General features: G+C 39.0%; 14 protein-coding genes, 1 tRNA gene and 1 pseudogene. 5 read left to right on the forward strand and 11 right to left on the reverse strand.

Annotated elements, in window-relative coordinates:
• Positions 1 to 200: 200 nt before the first annotated feature.
• Both cysS and N518_RS0107660 read left to right on the forward strand, forming a co-directional pair.
• Positions 201 to 1,622 (forward strand): cysteine--tRNA ligase, encoded by a 1,422-nt coding sequence (cysS, locus tag N518_RS0107655; protein ID WP_005026613.1) that lies wholly within the window; start codon positions 201 to 203, stop codon positions 1,620 to 1,622.
• A 169-nt stretch (positions 1,623 to 1,791) separates the two neighbouring features.
• Positions 1,792 to 1,867 (forward strand) — tRNA-Gly (locus N518_RS0107660).
• Between the two features lie 102 nt (positions 1,868 to 1,969).
• Here the strand turns inward: N518_RS0107660 and N518_RS0107665 are convergent.
• Positions 1,970 to 2,434: a DUF523 domain-containing protein gene (locus N518_RS0107665; protein ID WP_026444110.1), complete on the reverse strand. Its 465-nt coding sequence runs from the start codon at positions 2,432 to 2,434 to the stop codon at positions 1,970 to 1,972.
• A gap of 428 nt (positions 2,435 to 2,862) precedes the next feature.
• On the opposite strand from N518_RS0107665, the gene N518_RS17445 reads away from it, so the two are divergent.
• Both N518_RS17445 and N518_RS17450 read left to right on the forward strand, forming a co-directional pair.
• Positions 2,863 to 3,654: an amidohydrolase family protein gene (locus N518_RS17445; protein ID WP_005026618.1), complete on the forward strand. Its 792-nt coding sequence runs from the start codon at positions 2,863 to 2,865 to the stop codon at positions 3,652 to 3,654.
• On the forward strand, positions 3,581 to 4,453 hold the full coding sequence (locus tag N518_RS17450; protein WP_080592100.1) for an amidohydrolase family protein: 873 nt from the start codon (positions 3,581 to 3,583) through the stop codon (positions 4,451 to 4,453). Before N518_RS17445 ends, N518_RS17450 begins: the two co-directional genes overlap by 74 nt.
• A gap of 111 nt (positions 4,454 to 4,564) precedes the next feature.
• On the opposite strand, the pseudogene bla reads toward N518_RS17450, so the two are convergent.
• The 3 genes and pseudogenes from bla to N518_RS0107690 form a co-directional block, all read right to left on the reverse strand.
• Positions 4,565 to 5,428 (reverse strand): annotated as a pseudogene (gene bla, locus N518_RS16150) (putative subclass B3 metallo-beta-lactamase).
• A 349-nt stretch (positions 5,429 to 5,777) separates the two neighbouring features.
• Positions 5,778 to 6,911, reverse strand: a complete 1,134-nt coding sequence (locus N518_RS0107685) for a 5-methyltetrahydropteroyltriglutamate--homocysteine S-methyltransferase (RefSeq protein ID WP_005026622.1) — start codon at positions 6,909 to 6,911, stop codon at positions 5,778 to 5,780.
• Positions 6,912 to 7,520: 609 nt separating this feature from the next.
• Positions 7,521 to 10,088 (reverse strand): EAL domain-containing protein, encoded by a 2,568-nt coding sequence (locus N518_RS0107690; RefSeq protein WP_026444111.1) that lies wholly within the window; start codon positions 10,086 to 10,088, stop codon positions 7,521 to 7,523.
• 686 nt (positions 10,089 to 10,774) lie between these two features.
• On the opposite strand from N518_RS0107690, the gene N518_RS0107695 reads away from it, so the two are divergent.
• The gene (locus tag N518_RS0107695) at positions 10,775 to 12,382 is read left to right on the forward strand and encodes a purine-cytosine permease family protein (RefSeq protein WP_005026624.1); all 1,608 of its coding nucleotides are present in this window, start codon (positions 10,775 to 10,777) and stop codon (positions 12,380 to 12,382) included.
• A gap of 417 nt (positions 12,383 to 12,799) precedes the next feature.
• On the opposite strand, the gene N518_RS0107700 is transcribed toward N518_RS0107695, so the two are convergent.
• From N518_RS0107700 to N518_RS0107730, 7 genes are all read right to left on the reverse strand, one after another.
• Positions 12,800 to 13,369, reverse strand: coding sequence for a HupE/UreJ family protein (locus N518_RS0107700; protein WP_005026625.1), 570 nt, complete (start codon positions 13,367 to 13,369; stop codon positions 12,800 to 12,802).
• 10 nt (positions 13,370 to 13,379) lie between these two features.
• Positions 13,380 to 13,994: an urease accessory protein UreG gene (gene ureG / locus N518_RS0107705; RefSeq protein ID WP_005019668.1), complete on the reverse strand. Its 615-nt coding sequence runs from the start codon at positions 13,992 to 13,994 to the stop codon at positions 13,380 to 13,382.
• Positions 13,995 to 14,050: 56 nt separating this feature from the next.
• Positions 14,051 to 14,716 carry an urease accessory protein UreF gene (locus N518_RS0107710; protein WP_005019664.1) on the reverse strand — a complete coding sequence of 222 codons (666 nt, stop codon included), beginning with the start codon at positions 14,714 to 14,716 and terminating at the stop codon, positions 14,051 to 14,053.
• The gene (ureE, locus tag N518_RS0107715; protein WP_005019662.1) at positions 14,703 to 15,188 is read right to left on the reverse strand and encodes an urease accessory protein UreE; all 486 of its coding nucleotides are present in this window, start codon (positions 15,186 to 15,188) and stop codon (positions 14,703 to 14,705) included. Before ureE ends, N518_RS0107710 begins: the two co-directional genes overlap by 14 nt.
• Before the next feature lie 125 nt (positions 15,189 to 15,313).
• On the reverse strand, positions 15,314 to 16,432 hold the full coding sequence (locus tag N518_RS0107720) for a hypothetical protein (protein ID WP_017400970.1): 1,119 nt from the start codon (positions 16,430 to 16,432) through the stop codon (positions 15,314 to 15,316).
• A gap of 54 nt (positions 16,433 to 16,486) precedes the next feature.
• Entirely contained in the window at positions 16,487 to 18,187 is a 1,701-nt protein-coding gene (gene ureC, locus N518_RS0107725) for an urease subunit alpha (protein ID WP_017400971.1), read from the reverse strand.
• Positions 18,184 to 18,510 (reverse strand): urease subunit beta, encoded by a 327-nt coding sequence (locus N518_RS0107730; protein WP_005019652.1) that lies wholly within the window; start codon positions 18,508 to 18,510, stop codon positions 18,184 to 18,186. Before N518_RS0107730 ends, ureC begins: the two co-directional genes overlap by 4 nt.
• Positions 18,511 to 18,515 lie beyond the last annotated feature (5 nt).

An 18,515-nucleotide genomic window follows, 5' to 3' on the forward strand; every position in this document is an offset into this window, starting at 1 on the left:
TTCAAGCTCAACTTACCTTAACTCTTTAAGAGTTGAATAATATCAGGAGAAAAATTTTCACTATTTTAACATAGGTCTGTAAAAGTCCGCTTTCTAAATCTGAACTTTTCACAAGTCTATAAAATTAATGCATAAAACTTTATGAAATATATCGCTTCAGTTATGATGAACTACCTTTGTTTGAGCATGTGAAGACCTGTATGCAGCCATTTGTTTTATACAACTCGGAGCAACGTAAAAAAGTTGAATTTGTACCGCGTAAAGCGGGCCATATCGACATGTATGTTTGCGGCATGACCGTGTATGACTACTGTCATATTGGGCATGCACGGGTCATGGTTGCGTTTGACTATATTATCCGTTTTTTGCGTAGTCAGGGTTGGGAAGTCAAATACGTACGTAACATTACTGATATTGATGACAAAATTATCAAACGTGCCAACGAAAATGGCGAAACAATCCAGGCTCTGACCGACCGTTTTATTCAGGCCATGAATGAAGATGCGCATCGCCTTGGCTGTCTTGAACCTGATGAAGCACCACGCGCAACTGAATATATCGACCAGATGCAGAACATGATTGGCAAGCTGGTAGACAATGGTAGTGCTTACCCGGCAACAAATGGTGACGTTTACTTTCAGGTTGAACAGTTCAATAAATATGGCCGTCTCTCTGGCCGAAAACTTGATGACATGCAAGCCGGAGCCTCTGATCGGGTTGATGTGGAAGTCGACAAGAAACATCCTTTTGACTTTGTTCTCTGGAAACATGCCAAAGAAAATGAGCCTTTCTGGAATTCTCCATGGGGCAAAGGACGTCCAGGCTGGCATATTGAATGCTCGGCCATGTCGACCTGCTGCCTCGGCAATCATTTTGATATCCACGGTGGCGGCAGTGACCTGCTATTTCCACATCATGAAAATGAGATTGCACAAAGTGAAGCCGCAACTGGTGAACAATATGTAAATTACTGGATGCACGTCGGTTTTATTAATGTAGACGGCGAGAAAATGTCAAAATCTCTCGGCAACTTCTTTACTATTCGTGACGTGATGGAGAAATTCCATCCAGAAGTTATTCGCTATTTTATCGTGTCTTCACACTATCGCAGTCCGGTGAACTTTTCTGATGTAGCACTTAAAGAAGCTAAAACAGCCCTTACCCGGTTTTACCATGCTTTTAAAGCATACCAGCAGCAGTTTAATGAAGAACTGACAGATCATTTTAGTCAAATACATCTTGAACGCTTTAATGCAGCAATGTGTGATGACTTTAACACCGCGGAAGCAATGGCTGTTCTGTTTGAACTTGCAAAGGAACTCAACCGTGCCCTGAAAGAAGAAAATGCTGAGCAGGCTAAAGTTTTTTATTCCACATTGCGTCATCTGACCAATATTTTAGGTCTGGTTCAGCATAATGTAGATGACTTTTTGAGATCTGATATTGGTCAGGAAGCACTTGGATTGTCTGAAAGTGAAATTGAAGAGCTTATTCAGCAGCGTGTAGATGCGAAAAAAGCGAAAGACTTTACCAAAGCAGATTCCATTCGACAAAATCTGCTGGACCAAGGTGTGGTTCTTGAAGATACCCGTCAGGGCACCTTATGGCGACGTGCAGATTAAACAAGCCGGACAAAGACTATTTTTAGTTTTTGTCCTGTTTTACTGTATATTTCTCGGAAATAACACTGAAAAATATCTCTATAGAGTTGTGAAAAAGTTTAAAATACCATCGGTTGATACAACAGCTAATTGACAAGCCCGGAACAGGCCTTATAATACGCTGCATATTGCGGGAATAGCTCAGTTGGTAGAGCACAACCTTGCCAAGGTTGGGGTCGCGAGTTCGAGTCTCGTTTCCCGCTCCAAAATTTAAAAAGCCTTTATCTTAGAGATAAAGGCTTTTTTTATGGCTCTTCTATTAAGAATAAATAAGGTCTGACATAGCATCAGAATTTTTCTATAAGAGTTTAATTAAGCTGTTCCATAAATTCATCTTCAGTCATCACGATGATTCCATGCTGCCTAAGTAAAATAGCAGTCATTCCTTCGCCTGGAATTTTCTTTCCGGTAAATGAGCCATCATAAATCAGTTTTGAACCACAAGATGGACTATCTGCTTTTAGAATGACATGGCTGATATGATGCTGTTGTACCATTTTCAAAGTTTGATAGGCGCCATTTATAAAAGCCTGTGTGACATCCTGACCAGATGAGTCTAAGACTACTGCCTGCTGATTAAATACGTCTTGTGCCTGACCACCTACAATTTCAGCAGGTAATCGTGGTGTACTTAACCCTCCTGCTACTTCTGGACAGAAACTGATTGCCTGATGCGATTCAATTAAATATTTCAGCTTTTCCTGCAAGCAGTTTCCACCGTTATAGCGCACATTCTCACCAACCAGACACGCACTAATTAAGTATTTAACCATAATAATTTTTCTACCCTCTATCTCATCTGCTCAATTCTAAAGGCAGCTCTCGATAAAATATATTTCTTTAAGTTCTGTATTCTCGAAATAAAATGATTAATCAATCAAGATATTCTATATTTAACTGATTATAAAATCTCTAGAATGAAATATTAAAAATATTTTTTAATTATATTATAAGTTTAGACCTTTATATTTTAATTATACCTTTAAAGGTATAATAATATACCGCTTAGGTTTTTGACTCATTTCATATTATCTCCTAAGTTATGCGGCGTAACATTTCAGATCAAGACTATTAATCAAGAAAACTTTTATTAAATTATTTTCAGGTAGTAACCCAGAAATAATAACAAGGACGACCCTATTCTGTTTCAAAAACACCGCATATTTTTTAGCTTACGCTGGCAAGCACTTTAGCCCTCACCTTGGCTGCTTGTGGTGATGATAAATATGAGCAGATACGCTCAGCGGATCTGATTTTTGAAAGCGGTTCAGTTTATACCATGGACCCCAAATTGCCAGAAGCAGAAGCGGTAGCAGTCAAAGAAGGTAAAATTGTCTATGTAGGTGATGATACGGGACTAAAAGAGTGGCGTGGCAAGGACACCCAAATAATAAACTTGAAGGGAAAAATATTGCTCCCTGGCTTTGTAGATACGCATAATCATGCTTATTTACGTGCAGAAAATATATACTGGGTAAATCTGGAAGCCCCTTCTTTGGACTCTTATAAAGCGGCTACCCAGAATTTTCTTGCAAAGCAGCCTGAAGCCAAGCAGGTACGTGGTGTCGGATGGAACTTGAACTATGTACTGGCACAGGCAAAAGCAGCAGGACGTTCGCCAGCACAACTGCTGGATGAAATTGTGGGTAAAGATATTCTGGCTGTATTTATTACTCATGGACACCATGAAGTATGGGCAAATACCCGAGCCATGCAAAATGCAGGTATCAATGCAACTACTCCAGACCCGGTGGGAGCATTTATTGACCGCGATAGCCAAGGTACCCCAACCGGAATCTTCCGTGAGTTTGGAGCACAAAATCTGGTTATTAGTACACTTCCCCAACCTGACTTTACAGTAGCCGAATATAAAGCTGCCATACTTTCATTTCAAAAAAAATCTGGCGCCACAGCGTGGTGTGACTTCTGTTCTTGTGCCATTGCATTATCCAACAGACAGTTTTCTGGAGGCTATAAAAGCTCTAGATACTGAAGGTGAATTAACCGTGCGTTATGATTTATTACAATGGGCAGATGAAACACGTGGTACTGAACAGATTCCAGGTTTCGTAGAACGCCGTGCAAAATATCATGGCAAATTCTTCAAGACAGATTCAATCAAAATTTTTGGCACAGGTGCAAGCAGTACATATGGTTCAGTCGTCTGGGATCAGAAAGTTCTGAAAAAAACCGTAGCTGCATTGGACCGTGAAAAATTCCGCATCTATATTCATGATATAGGGCCAACCAGTACTTACAACCTTATGCTTGATGCTTTGGAGTATGCCCAAAAACAGAATGGCAAGCGCGATGCACGCCACATGATTACACACGTCAGTGATGAGGCTATCCCGACTATACCGCGCTTTCTCTCATTAGGTATCCGTGCAGATGGTCATCCCTTACCTAAAGCATTTTTCGATACCAATGTACAGCTTAGTTCATCTAGTGATTATCCAGTACGTGAATTCTATCCGATGACACGAATCTCTGCCGTTGTTCAATCTGGCATCCCTTTAAGCAGAATGCTTGCCAGCCATACAATCAACGGCGCTGAAGCAATTTTTGCTGAAAACGAAACTGGTTCAATTGAGGTAGGTAAGGCTGCTGATCTGGTTGTAATGAGCCATAATTTATATAAGCTTAAGGCTGAGGAACTGGAAAAGGCTGAGGAACTGGAAAATGCACAGGTTCTAATGACTATGTTTAATGGCAAGATTCTCTATGATGCTCAAACCGATCACACATCGAAAGAGCGTGTGACTGAGCAACCAGATAGCCATGATCATTAATTATTTCGGGGCAACCTTTAATAAAGTGAAAGTAAGGTTATAGTTTGAATGGGCTAGTATTAATTTAAGAAAAATTAGAGCCGTCTTTATGAGAGAGGCTCTTTTAATATATTATTTTTTCTGGTTATCAAGAGACTGATTAAAAGAAAATTCAGCATCTTTAATAATTTTTTCCAGGAGTTTCCGATCTGTGAAAGCATCAAGCTGTCCTGCCTCAGACTTCGCTTTTCGGTTCATAAGATCGGCTGCTTCAGGATGGCTGGTCAGTACAATATCAGCAGGCATTTTGCTTAAGCGGCGAAAACTCAGCTGATAATCCTGTACGATACCTGGATAAGTCTGATTATTCGATAATACATTTCCGGCAACAGATAAGCTGCATGGAAATACTACTTTCAGGGTTTTTCCATGTTCTTTTAAACTGGTTGACCAGGTGGTACACCCAGGAGTGTGGCCGGGAGTTAAGGTTGCCTTAAGATGTATTTTTCCCATTTTAATGACTTCTTTATCTCTTAATATATGGTCAACTTTAACCGGAGTATAAGAAAAGGACTGAAGAATATTGTCTCCTGTAGGCTTACCTGTTGTTAAAGCTGTAACTTCTTTATCCATAGCAAATACTTTAGCACCTGTATTCTTCTGAATTTGTGCTAAAGCTCCAACATGATCCTAGTGTGCATGGCTGACCAAAATAATCTTTACATCTGAAAGGTTTAGCCCAAGTTTCAGTATATTCTGCTCAATTAAAGCAGTATTTTCAGTTAGGCCTGTGTCAATTAATATAGCTTTAGAACCAGAAACAAGAAGATACGAGCCTAAACCACGCGTACCCACATAGTAGATAGGGCCAGTAATCCTGAAAGGCTCTATACTTTGTGTCCATTCTGCCGGTAGCTTCAAAGGCTCGGCAAGGATATTGCCTGTAGAGACTGTAGCAAGACCGAAAATGAATAAAAACGTATTTCTAATCTTCATTTAAAACATCACCTGATATTTATACTGTCAAAAATAAATAAAGAATTTTAAAAATTAATCTATTAAATTAAAATATATTTTCAAATTATATTTTAGCTTTGGTTTTTAGCTGCAAGAATATTAAAGCTGTTAGAATAATTCTTTATTTTAAGTTTATAATTAAAAAATAATGACCCAGTTTTTAATTTTATTAAAATTAACTTTTTTATAAAACTGGCTACTTGTAATAAGTTAAAAAACTTTCTTATAAAGTTTCTCTTATAATTAATTTTTTATTATTATTTTTAGAATACTGGATTTTTTATCCAGTTTTATGCTTAATATCTATCCAATAGAGTTAATTATAAAATTACTCTCCCCATACTTCTGCCACAATTTCATTCACTAATTGAAGTTTGCGCCACTGTGCGTCGTAAGGGACTCTATTTCCTTCTTCGGTTGAAGAGAAGCCACATTGTGGACTAAGTGCGAGCTGTTCAAGTGGTAAATATTGGGAAGCTTCATGAATACGTGCGATGATGGCCTGTTTATTTTCCAGCTCTTCTACCTTCGAAGTAATCAGACCGAGAACAACTTCTGCATTACTGCCTTGTAGTTTAGCTAAAGGTTCAAAACCACCTGCGCGCTCTGTGTCATATTCCAGAAAATAGCGGTCTATATTTTTAAGATGTTTAAAGATATAGTCTTCTATGGATTCATATCCACCCTGGTAGTGCCAGGTAGAAGAAAAATTACCACGACAGATATGCAGACCAACCACCAGATCTTCGGGTTTATTTTCAAGGGCAATATTCAGGGTCTGAACACAAAAGTCAGCTAACTGGTCCAAGTCGACCCCGGCGGCTTGCTCACGCGCACGGTCTTCTTCACTGATCAAATACGCCCAGAATACATCATCAATCTGCAAATATCGGCAGCCCAAGTCATGAAATGCTTGTACTGCTTTGCGGTAAGCCAGTCCCAAGTCAACCACATATTGCTGAATATCTTCACCATACGTATTATTAAAACGTAATTTAGGCCGCATCATCATATTTGGACTTGGAATGGTCATTTTGGCCATACCATTAGTGCCTACCGCATCATGCAAAAATTTATAATGCGCCAGATGTGGATGATTTTCTGGAAAATCGAGTTTGCCTACAATACGTACATTATGGGGCTTGGTCTCGATACCATGAAACTTTAAACCGACACTATCCTCATACCCTTCAGCACCGATCAGGTTTTCCATAAAATCATAATGCCACCAAGCACGACGTAATTCGCCATCAGTAATTGCCTTGATATTATTTTCTTTTTGCAACGCAATAATCTTTAATATTTCTTCATTTTCGATCTGAGTAAGTTCAGCTTGGCTCAATTTGGCATCAGCAACAGCTTGACGTGCTTCTTTTAGTCGTAAAGGACGTAGGAAACTGCCCACATGATCAGCTTTATAGCCAGCATATAGCTTTCGGGCTTGAGGAGAAGTATTGCTCATAAATCAGCCTTAATATTAATAAAATTCAATATATTTTCATTAAATACAATTTTATTCACTTTAGCGAATGCTCAAAAAACAACCTTAAAATAAATTATAAATATAAAAAACAAAATCTTATATTAATATGTGCTGATTAAAACAACACTATAATGAGTAAAACTCAAGTTAAATTGAAAATATATCAGCCTGTGAAGTGATAGAATTCAAAAAGGGCTTTATTTATCAGTCAACTGTTATTTGAATATTTAAATATGACTTCTTAGAGTTTAGAAAATAATAAACTAATAACAATAGATTGAATTCATCAAATTCTTAGCCAAAAGTTTTTTTATTTAGTTATAGTACTGTAAAAATTATATCAACCCACAACAGCCAGAATTTTCTGACTCTGCAAATGCCTTTTAATAGACTCCAATTTTTATCCGTATTTAATAATTCTATTGCTGGTGTTATTTGTAACAAATGTCATTACTCATGAGTAGCAACTATGGGGTATTAACTAATTCAGCTCTTGATACAGTTTGACCTGCATGAGAAACAGCGATGCTCTTGTCATAGGTGTATTATGTAATTTATTTTTCAGACCTTATTCTTCTGCAGTACATATTAACCTAATGATGAAATATAGATAGTTTTTAATTCAGTTATAGGCGCAGGACGGGCATAAAAATAACCTTGTAAAAGATCGCAGCCCTGCTGGTAGAGAAAGGCCGCCTGTTTCAGGGTTTCGACTCCCTCGGCTACAACTTCCAGGTTTAATTGATGAGCCAGATGGATAATAGACTGAACTATCGCAGCATCCTGGTCACTCTCTGTAAGATGCTCAATAAAACTTCGATCCAGTTTGATCTGGTTAATTGGTAAACGTCGTAAATAGCTCAAACTGGAATAACCTGTACCAAAGTCATCTATAGATACCTGTACCCCTAGCTCTCGTATAGATTTTAAAATTTCAATAGCACGGTCAGCGCCAATAATTACCATACCCTCAGTGACTTCTATTTTGAGAAGCTCAGGTGTTAATTTGCTAATTTCCAGTGCATGTTCCAGTTCTTGCAAGAAACCTGCTCTACGAAACTGTAAAGGCGAAATATTAACCGAAACAGTAAGCTGACTCTGATGAGTCTTATTCCATTCAGCAATATCCATACAGGCTTTTTTGAGCACCCATTGTCCAATTGCAACAATCTGTCCCGTTCTTTCAGCTAAAGGAATAAAAATATCAGGAAAAATATATCCCCGCTGTGGATGATTCCAGCGGATGAGTGCTTCCACGCCTTTGACCAGACCTGTTGCAGGATTAATCAAGGGTTGGTAAAAGAGGTTAAATTGATTATCGTTTAAAGCTTCCATCAGCTCTAGGCGTAAGTGCGCGTAGTCAATTACTGGCATAACTTTTTTATTGGCTTCTTCATACCAGTGCCAGGTATTACGACCTTGTCTTTTTGCTTCTTTCATGGCTAAAACAGCATGATATAAAAGTTCTGACGAACGCTGTATAGAACAGTCATCAGCGACAATACCAATACTGGCACTCAGATGGATTTTATGCTCATCAATTTGAAAAGGTTGTGTAAAGAGTTTTAGAATCTCTTCAGCAGTTGTAATTACTTCTGACCGTTTATTTCGATTCACCATTAATAACGCAAACTCATCACCTGCAAAACGGCCCAGGAAATCGCCAGTTTGTAAAAGTGCTTGCAGGCGATCGCTTACACTTTTAATAATCTGGTCACCAATCAGGTGCCCCAGACTATCATTGAGCGGCTTAAAATCGTCTAGGTCAATATAACAAAGGAATAAGGGCTTAGAACTATGATGTTGAGTTTTGAAGGCCTGCTGTAAGTTGGTTTCAAAGGTCTGCCGGTTAGCTAGACCAGTCAAATGATCATGACTATGCTGATGGGTAATATAGTCTTCATGAATACGCTGTTGAGTAATATCTTCCTGAATTCCCAAAAAATGTGTACATCTACCTGCCTCATCAAAAACCGGACCCAACATTAAACGGTTCCAGAACCAGCTCCCGTCTTTACGATAATTTTTAACGGTTACTTGTATTTCTTTGTGTTCCTTTAAAGCCCGCTGTACTAAAGCAATCTTTTCAGCTTCTGTCTCCGGCCCTTGCAAAAAGTGGCATGTCTTGCCCATAACATCTTCTTCGGTATAACCCGTCATATGTAAAAAGGCTGGATTAACATAAACGATTTTTCGCTCGGCGGTAGCATCCGTAATTATAATTCCATTAGGACTGGCATTCACTCCACGTTTTAATAACCGCAAGTGTTCCTGATTTTTACGCCGTAATGTAATATCACGGGCAATACCGAATACTCCCGTTACCTGATGATTTTGTTTAATCGGTAAATTAGTCAGATTGAGCCAGATCATTTCACCAGAAGCATGATAAGCCGGAATTTCATAGTATTGTGCATTTCCCTGCATTGCCTCTTTAAACGCTTTATCTGCAATATCACGATATTCAGCAGGTAAAAATGAACTGTAATGCTTTCCCCTGATTTGCTCATCAGAAAAACCAATAATTTTACGAGAGGCAATATTTGTACTCACCATGATACCTTGCGTATCAATTTCAAAAATTGCATCAGGGTGATAAGTATAAAAAGAACTATATTTTTCGCTTATTGCAATTCTCTGCTTGCGTTCAAGGTCAAGTTCGATTGCCAAGGCAACCATGGCCGCAGCCTGTTTTAATAACTTGATATTATGATCAGTAGGTTTTCTTAATGTCCGATAATAAGTTGCAAACGTCCCGTAAAGAGTTCCCCGTGCACTAAGAATAGGCGTCGACCAGCAGGTATAAAGCTTTTCGAGCTTGATCGAGGCCTGATAGGGAGTCCAGTAAATATCTTTCAATAAATTTTCACTGACGACCATTTTACGCAAATATGCTGCCCTGCCACATGTTCTTTCATCTGGTGCAATATTTATATTGTCTATGGTCTCCCCATACTGTTTAGAAAAATTCTGCTTGCCGCTAGTAAATTTCAGAATTTGTTCCTGTTCAGAATAAAGCATAATTGCTACAAGAACATTTGAAATGCGGGACTCTAGCCAGGTACTTGCCGCGCTTAAAATAAGATGAAGTTCAGTATGCTGACCAATCAGATTAAAAATATGGTAAGTATCGTGGTCATCACAATTGTTATTCATTTAGAATCCCTAACCTCCTTGGCTCTCTTACATTCTAGCTTTATCCCTAGCCTTATTATTATAACAAACTACCTTAATTCACCATTTTTCTACATTAGTTGCCTATTTTTTGTTTTTAGAAAGTAATCTTGATTCAGTTTTACCATTTTTTATCTGCTGAAATCTAGCTCCAAGAAGGTTTTAATTAGAATTAAATCAATCTGGCCCTGATCCAGCTTCATAGTTTAATTTTTTACATAATTAAAATTTTAATAAAATCTATTAGACTTTTATACTAAAGATATAAATGTATAGATATTAGCTTTAAGTTAATTTAAATAATATAGGTTAATACTTATTAATTTCTTATAAATATAAATTTTAAATTTATTTCTTAAGCAAAATAGAATAATTAAAATATATTACCTTATACCATTTATAAATTTTAATTTACATAAAGATAATAAAACTATATAAAAATAGATTTCAATCGAATATATATAATTTTCTAAGGCCGCTTTATATTGGGGCTTAAATTAGTTCTATTTCTAAAAATTTACATAAATTTTAAATTAGATCAAGAATTTTATTTAAATATTAATTTATATTTTTCAGCAAATTAATATATTTTATTTTTTATTTAGAAAACTGGCACTACTTTTGCTAAGCATTTAGACAGACACAAAATAAAAACAGGAGTGTTTGTGATGCATAACTCATCAGCAACAGATGTACTAGAGAATAGTCCTTCTTCTGCCGCCAATGAAACCCTAGAGGATTATACGTTACGTTATGCGCCTCACAGTTTTAGACGCTGGAGTCCAAAGGTAGTAGCCATTACAGCATTAGGCGGAATTGCTTATCTGGCAGATTTTTCTATTGGTGCCAGTATCGGCATGGCATATGGTACTACAAATGCAGTGTTTTCAATTCTATTTGCGGCGCTCATTATTTTTTTAACAGGTATTCCACTGGCTTATTATGCAGCACGTTACAATATTGATCTGGACCTGATTACACGTGGAGCTGGATTTGGCTACTTTGGTTCAGTGCTAACCAGTATCATCTTTGCCAGTTTTACCTTTATTTTCTTTGCGCTTGAGGGATCAATTATGGCGCAAGGCTTGTTACTGGGTTTAGGTATTCCCCTCTGGGCAGGCTATCTGGTCTCTACCGTGCTGGTTATTCCACTAGTTATTTATGGTATGAAAGCTCTCACTAAATTACAGGTCTGGACTACCCCAATCTGGCTGATACTGATGATCGGACCGGTCGCTTATCTGATTTATCAGGAACCTGATCTGATAAGCCAGTTTGCTGCTTATGGCGGAAATGAGGGATTTGCAGTATTAGACATGGCAGCAATCATGCTGGGTGCAGGAATCTGTCTTTCACTCATCATGCAAATTGGTGAACAGATTGATTACCTGCGTTTTATGCCCGCTAAAACTAAGGAAAATAGTAAATCCTGGTGGATCGCAGTAATTTCTGCAGGTCCGGGCTGGGTCATTTTGGGTGCAATCAAGCAAATTATTGGGGCATTTTTAGGTTTTTATCTTCTTACAAAAATTCCAGGTGTAAACAGTACTGAACCTGTGCAACAGTTCAATGCAGCATTCCATGACATGTTACCAGGCTGGCTGGCTCTCAGTCTTGCTGTCATTCTGGTGGTAATTTCACAGATCAAAATCAATGTTACCAATGCCTATTCAGGATCACTGGCTTGGACGAGTGCTTATACCCGTATTACCAAGCATTATCCGGGTCGGATTATCTTTGTGATGGTCAATCTGGCCATTGCACTGGCACTGATGGAAGGCAATATGTTTGCAGTTTTAGGTAAAATCCTAGGTTTTTACTCTAACTTTGCAATAGCCTGGGTAGTGGTGGTCGCGACTGATATTGCTATTAATAAATATGTACTAAAGCTTTCTCCTAAAGAGCCTGAATACCGCCGTGACATGCTTTATAACATTAACCCGGTAGGCATGGTGTCATTTCTGGTAGCGGCTGGTTTATCTATTGCGGCATTCTTTGGCCTGCTTGGTGAATTTCTGGCACCTTATTCCCCTCTGATTGCACTGTTGGTAGCTTTTATCCTGACGCCCCTGATGGGTTTACTGACCAAGGGCAAATACTATATTAAAAATACTAATGATGGCCTGAAAGAGGCACGCTACGATACAGAAGGGACACCGGTAGCAACTGTCTATCACTGTGTAGCATGTAATGAAAATTATGAACGGCCAGATGTGATGTATTCGCATCGGCACAGTGGAGTGATCTGTTCTTTGTGCAAAACAATGGAAAAATAATAAATATAAGAGAACAAGAATAAAAATAAAGAAAATAATAAAATCATACATCAGGCTTCTATTTAGAAGCCTATTTTTATTGCCAGATATTAATATTTTGTACTGATTAATTTATTTCGAAGTATTTATTATTAATCTTTTAAAATAATTAATTCACTCTTATTTTAAATTTAATGATAATTAAAAATGAAATATCTTATATTTGAATAATTAAACATCTCTATTATTAAATTCTTCAGCTACTTTAGACTATAGCGATAATTAACTTGATATAGATAATGCTAATTTTCTAAAGCTGATTACTCATGCCTTAACTTGATACAAGGCAAGATGCATAGCTGCCTGTATCCATAGAATTTCAGAAGAGTTAAGAGCCAAACAAGTATTTAGCTCTTAAACAGCAGGAAATAAGAAAAACTAAGCAAGGCCTATCAGGGCCACAATTGCTGCACACGCCCCAACAATTTTTTTGCCATAAGGAATATAGCGTGTAATCAATGCTCCAAGGCCCAAGCCTGCGGTATAAATCAAAGACATCGCTATTATCATACCTGAAACAAGTCCGGCGATATGGCCTGAATGACCGAGCTCATTACCATGAGCAATACCATGAAAAGTCACCAGTAATGCTGTAGCCACAGGTAAAATTATTCTGGATTTTGACCATAGTGCAAGAGTAACCATCAACAGTGAGGCAATAATGCCATACTCGGCAAGACTGCTCGAAAATAACTGTTGCTGACCCAGCACGAAACCAAATACCAGTGCGGTAGCCATACTGGCCATGCCAAGTATTTTCCACTGTCTGGCTGCGGACCAAAGTAAAACGCCCAACGCCAGTGCCATAATCATATGGTCCATGCCTGTAAAAGGATGCAGGAAACCCGCGCTAAAACCTGAGTGATGGTCATGCCCCGGATGTGCCTGACTGACTGCCGGTATCAGGCCAAGCATTATTAAACTGGCTCTTTGAATGATATTTTTCATATAAGTGTCCTCAGGCTTTAAATAGTCCTTGTTTTTCAATAAATTCTATAATTTCATTTAAACCATCTTGGGTTTTCATGTTGGAAAATAAAAATGGTTTTTCACCACGCATACGTTTGGCGTCTTGGTCCATAACGTCCAGATTTGCTCCAACCATTGGCGCCAGATCAGTTTTATTGATAATCAGAAGATCAGATTTAGTAATTCCCGGCCCGCCTTTACGTGGAATTTTTTCTCCTCCTGCAACATCGATGACATATAGTGTCAGATCAGAAAGTTCAGGACTAAACGTTGCGGCCAGATTATCTCCACCACTTTCAATAATGATCAGTTCCAGTCCATCAAACTTCTCACATAAATCATCAATCGCTGCCAGATTAATTGAAGCATCCTCACGAATAGCGGTATGCGGACAGCCTCCTGTCTCTACCCCGACAATACGATCTGGACTCATAGCCTCATGACGGGTCAGGAAGTTTGAATCTTCCTTGGTGTAGATATCATTAGTGACCACGGCCATATTGTATTTATCCCGTAAGACACGGCATAGATTCAAGGTAAGAGCTGTTTTACCTGAACCCACCGGTCCGCCAATGCCTACTCTTAATGGACTACGTTCTGTCATCTTGTTTTCCTTTTTAATTTCACAACTTACTTTGAATTTTTAAACCAGCGCTTCATTCATGACCTAAATAAACGTGAATATTGGGTTTCATGTGCCATACTCAGCATGGCATATTGCGGCAAACTGCTACTCAGTTCATCATCCTGTAGTGTTAAAGCCTGCTCTACCGCCTGCGGGATCAGTTTATGCAGCTGCCATAGAATGCGCTGGCCACTCATCTGTCCAAGTGGAATAGTCTTGACTGCTGCCAGTACCTGATTTTCCAGAACACTAAAGCTATAAGCAGTTAAGACATCAGCTATATTTAGTTGTAGTTGGCCACATAACTGGGCATATACCGGAACAAAACCAAACTGTTTTTTAACAGTTACTGGAAGTTTTAGAACATCTCGTATCCAGGCATTTAGGGAAAACGCCAGTTGCTGTGACTCCGCCAGCAATTCTCTGCTTTCACGACTGGCACGATATAAGTTTGCCCAGTATAAAAATTGCTCTTCATTGGCGTAAAACTGTATCAGGCGTTGAAGTACGGGCAATTCAAAGCGTACTAGCAGCATTTCAAGTACTTCTTCAAAATAGGCAATACTAGAAACTTCATCATGAATAAAGCCCTGATCAATCGCACTTTCCACCCCCTGCGAATAGCAGTAAGCGCCTACCGGCAAGGCTGTAGAAGAGAGTGTTAGCAGTTTGAGAAGCTGGCTGGCATTAGTGATGGCCATGAGCATGTAAAGCTTTAATTGGACTTAGACGATGTTCATGACTGTGTTGTGCATAGGCACCACTTTCTGGTTCAAAAGGATGCTCGATCTCAGCAACGGTTAGACCCAGTCCTGTAACCATTTCTGCCAGCACATGGTCAGGTTCAAAATATAAAGCGCTAGGTGTGAGCATCAGCGGAACATGACGGTTACCTAGGTGATAGGCTGCTTTTACCAAATCAAAGTCGCTCTGGGCGATCACCTGCATCAAATGTTCAGGTTTGGCATCTATACGCAAAATATCACCCTGCTCTGTGGCAATAAATGAACCACTTCTTAAAATACCTGTACGAGGTAAATCTGCACCAATATCGATACCTGAATTTAAGGTCGCACGAAAACGGCTTTTTTGACGGGTATCAAATGTCAGCTCAACAATTTCAAAGGAACTGTTATGTTGAATAGTCTCTAATCGCTGGGTATAGATTTTCATGCTTATCCTTTTTAAAGCAAAGATCCCTAACAATTGAATGTTTCATGATTCTCATATCAACTGTCAGTAGTTTTACGCCTCAAAATTAAGCATTTTTCGTGCCAATAAGGTTTTTATTGGTGCATTTATTTCCTGAACTCCCCAATTAATTTAGCAAGTTGTTCCATTCCATCAAATGTAGTCGGAATTTTATCGTCAGAAGACACAAGTGGTGAGAAGATTATGTTCTCAAACTTTTCAAAACCAGATGAGTTTTTCTTATGTAACTTTTCAGAGTCTTCTGCATAGTTATAAATAAATTGGCAGAGCGCCATTCGTAGTTCAAGTTGCATCATTTGAGATTGAACCGAACGAACATGCTGTAGTCCTACTCTCACAAAATAAAAAACAATAATCATGAATGTAGTAACGGGTAATGATAAATAAATAATAAATTTAAGTCCTTGCTCACCTAAACTGAAATATAAAAATATAAAAAGTGCGATTGAGCATAACGGCGTAAAAAATAACATTGCACCAAAAGCAGAATATCCTTCTCTCCTACTTTTCAACTCCTCTTTTTTCTGTTCATAGAGTTGCTTAAACCCCTTATTTAAAAGAACAAAATCATATTTAATTTTATATTCTTCAAGTTTATTTTCTAAATTTTCTACTTCATCTCGCTTAGTTTCGAATGTACTATTCCAAGTGTTGATAGCATTATTAGCTTCATTTAACTTAATATTTAATTCCACTACATTTTTAATTTCATTTGAATGAAATAACTCTTTAAAAATTTGGAATGGCAAATCTCTTTCAGCAAATCTAACATAGTGTCTAAAATTGGGATCATTGGAATATTTGGTACTAACAAAGTCAATAACACTGCCCACTTCCAAAGAAATTGAATTATTCAATCCGCCTAGAATAAAAGTTAGTTCAGAAAAATAGATATTAATTAAATTTAAACTGATTTCGAATAGATAGATTAAATCAGATTCTAAATTACTATCTTTATATTTCTTGAGGGCTTGATCTATGACTTTTACGAAATCAGATACAGGTTGTTTCCTCGAATATTCGATATATTGATCATAATCACTTAAATCAAGATTCGTGTTAAAAACGCGGGTTGCAGTTAGAAAATGGTTGGCTAAGTTTTTAATACTTTCTGCGTACGTGTCATCTTCTATTATGCTCCTTGCCAGTGATTCGACTTGATCAAATTTAAGCTTAAATTCCTGACTTTCAAATTTAAAAGCCATCTTCACCCTCAATTATTTTAATAGTAAAGATGGCATATTGATCTAAATTATCATTTAGAACAAGAAGTAACGCTGCGCCATTGGTAACACTTCCGCAGGTTCACACGTCAGTAATTTCCCATCTGCCCGTACCTCGTAAATCTCCGGGTCTACTTCCATCACAGGACAGTAAGTATTTAGCTTCATATCCGCTTTAGTGAGGTTACGTGTTTCTTTGCATGGACTGATGAGCTTTTTTAGTCCCAATTTTTTATGTACACCTCTCTCAATCGCTACTTGTGACAAGAAGGTAATACAGGTATTGTGCACACCTCGTGGAAATGCCCCGAACATTGGACGGTAATGTACAGGCTGCGGAGTTGGAATAGAGGCATTAATATCGCCCATGGGCGCAGCAGCAATCATGCCCCCTTTAATAATCATGGAAGGTTTCACCCCAAAAAATGCCGGTTTCCACAGTACCAGATCAGCCAGCTTACCGACTTCTATTGAGCCGATTTCATGGCTTAATCCATGTGTAATTGCCGGATTAATTGTATATTTGGCAATATAGCGTTTTACACGGTTATTGTCATGACTGGCATTATCGCCTTCTAGTGTACCGCGTTGTACTTTCATTTTGTGCGCGGTTTGCCAGGTACGGATAATAACTTCACCTACACGACCCATGGCTTGCGAGTCTGATGACATCATAGCAATTGCGCCCAAGTCTTGCAGAATATCTTCTGCTGCAATGGTCTCACGACGGATACGGCTTTCTGCAAAGGCTACATCTTCAGCAATAGCCGGGTCGAGATGATGGCAGACCATCAGCATGTCCAGATGCTCATCAATAGTATTTACCGTATAAGGCCGGGTCGGGTTAGTAGAGGATGGTAGAACATTCGGCTGCCCGATTGCTTTTAAAATGTCTGGAGCATGTCCACCACCCGCACCTTCGGTATGGTAAGTGTGAATCGTACGATCTTTAAATGCTGCCAGGGTCTCTTCCAGAAATCCGCTTTCATTTAAAGTATCGGTATGTATGGCGACCTGTACATCATAATTTTCTGCTACAGTTAGACAGTTATCGATGGCCGCTGGCGTTGATCCCCAATCCTCATGAAGTTTTAAGCCCACCACACCGGCTTGGATCTGCTCGGCAACTGGTTCCGGTTTGCTTAAGTTACCTTTACCCAGTAAACCAATATTCATGGGCAAATCATCAATGGCCTGCAACATGGTCGAGATATGCCATGGCCCTGGAGTAACAGTAGTTGCCGAAGTACCGGCTGCAGGCCCGGTTCCACCACCAATCATAGTGGTTATACCTGACATGAGTGCAGTTTCTACCTGCTGCGGACAAATCCAGTGAATATGCGTATCAACTCCCCCTGCAGTCAGAATCTGCCCTTCACCTGCGATCACTTCAGTTGCTGCTCCTAAAGGAATAGTAATGTTGGGTTGAATATCCGGGTTACCAGCCTTACCAATTTTCCAGATCCGGCCATTTTTTAGACCGACATCAGCCTTAATAATTCCCCACCAGTCGACAATTAACGCATTAGTAATTATGGTATCGGCCACCTCCTCTGCTAGCAGCTGCGATTGCCCCATTCCATCACGAATGACTTTACCACCGCCAAACTTGACCTCTTCGCCATAGGTAGTCAGGTCTTGTTCGACTTCAATAAACAGTTCGGTATCCGCCAAACGAACCCGGTCACCGAGTGTTGGACCAAACATTTCCGCATAGGCACGGCGTGACATTTTCATTTTTTGTGTTCCTGTTCTTCCAGCTTGCCCATTACACGACCCGCAAACCCGTATACTTCACGCTTGCCTGCCAGCGCAACCAGCTCTATAGAGCGGCTTTGACCGGGTTCAAAACGCACTGCTGTACCCGCAGCAATATTGAGCCGGTAGCCTTTTGTGGCTTCCCGGTTAAATTGCAATGCATCATTCGCTTCATAAAAATGAAAATGTGAACCCACCTGAACTGGACGGTCTCCGGCATTTGCTACAGTGATTTTCAAGGTCTGACGACCGACATTCATTTCAATGTCGAGGTCAGGGGTAAAAATTTCACCCGGAATCATATTGC

It is taken from the genome of Acinetobacter sp. UNC436CL71CviS28 (assembly GCF_000620525.1).
GTDB classification, from domain to species: domain Bacteria; phylum Pseudomonadota; class Gammaproteobacteria; order Pseudomonadales; family Moraxellaceae; genus Acinetobacter; species Acinetobacter radioresistens.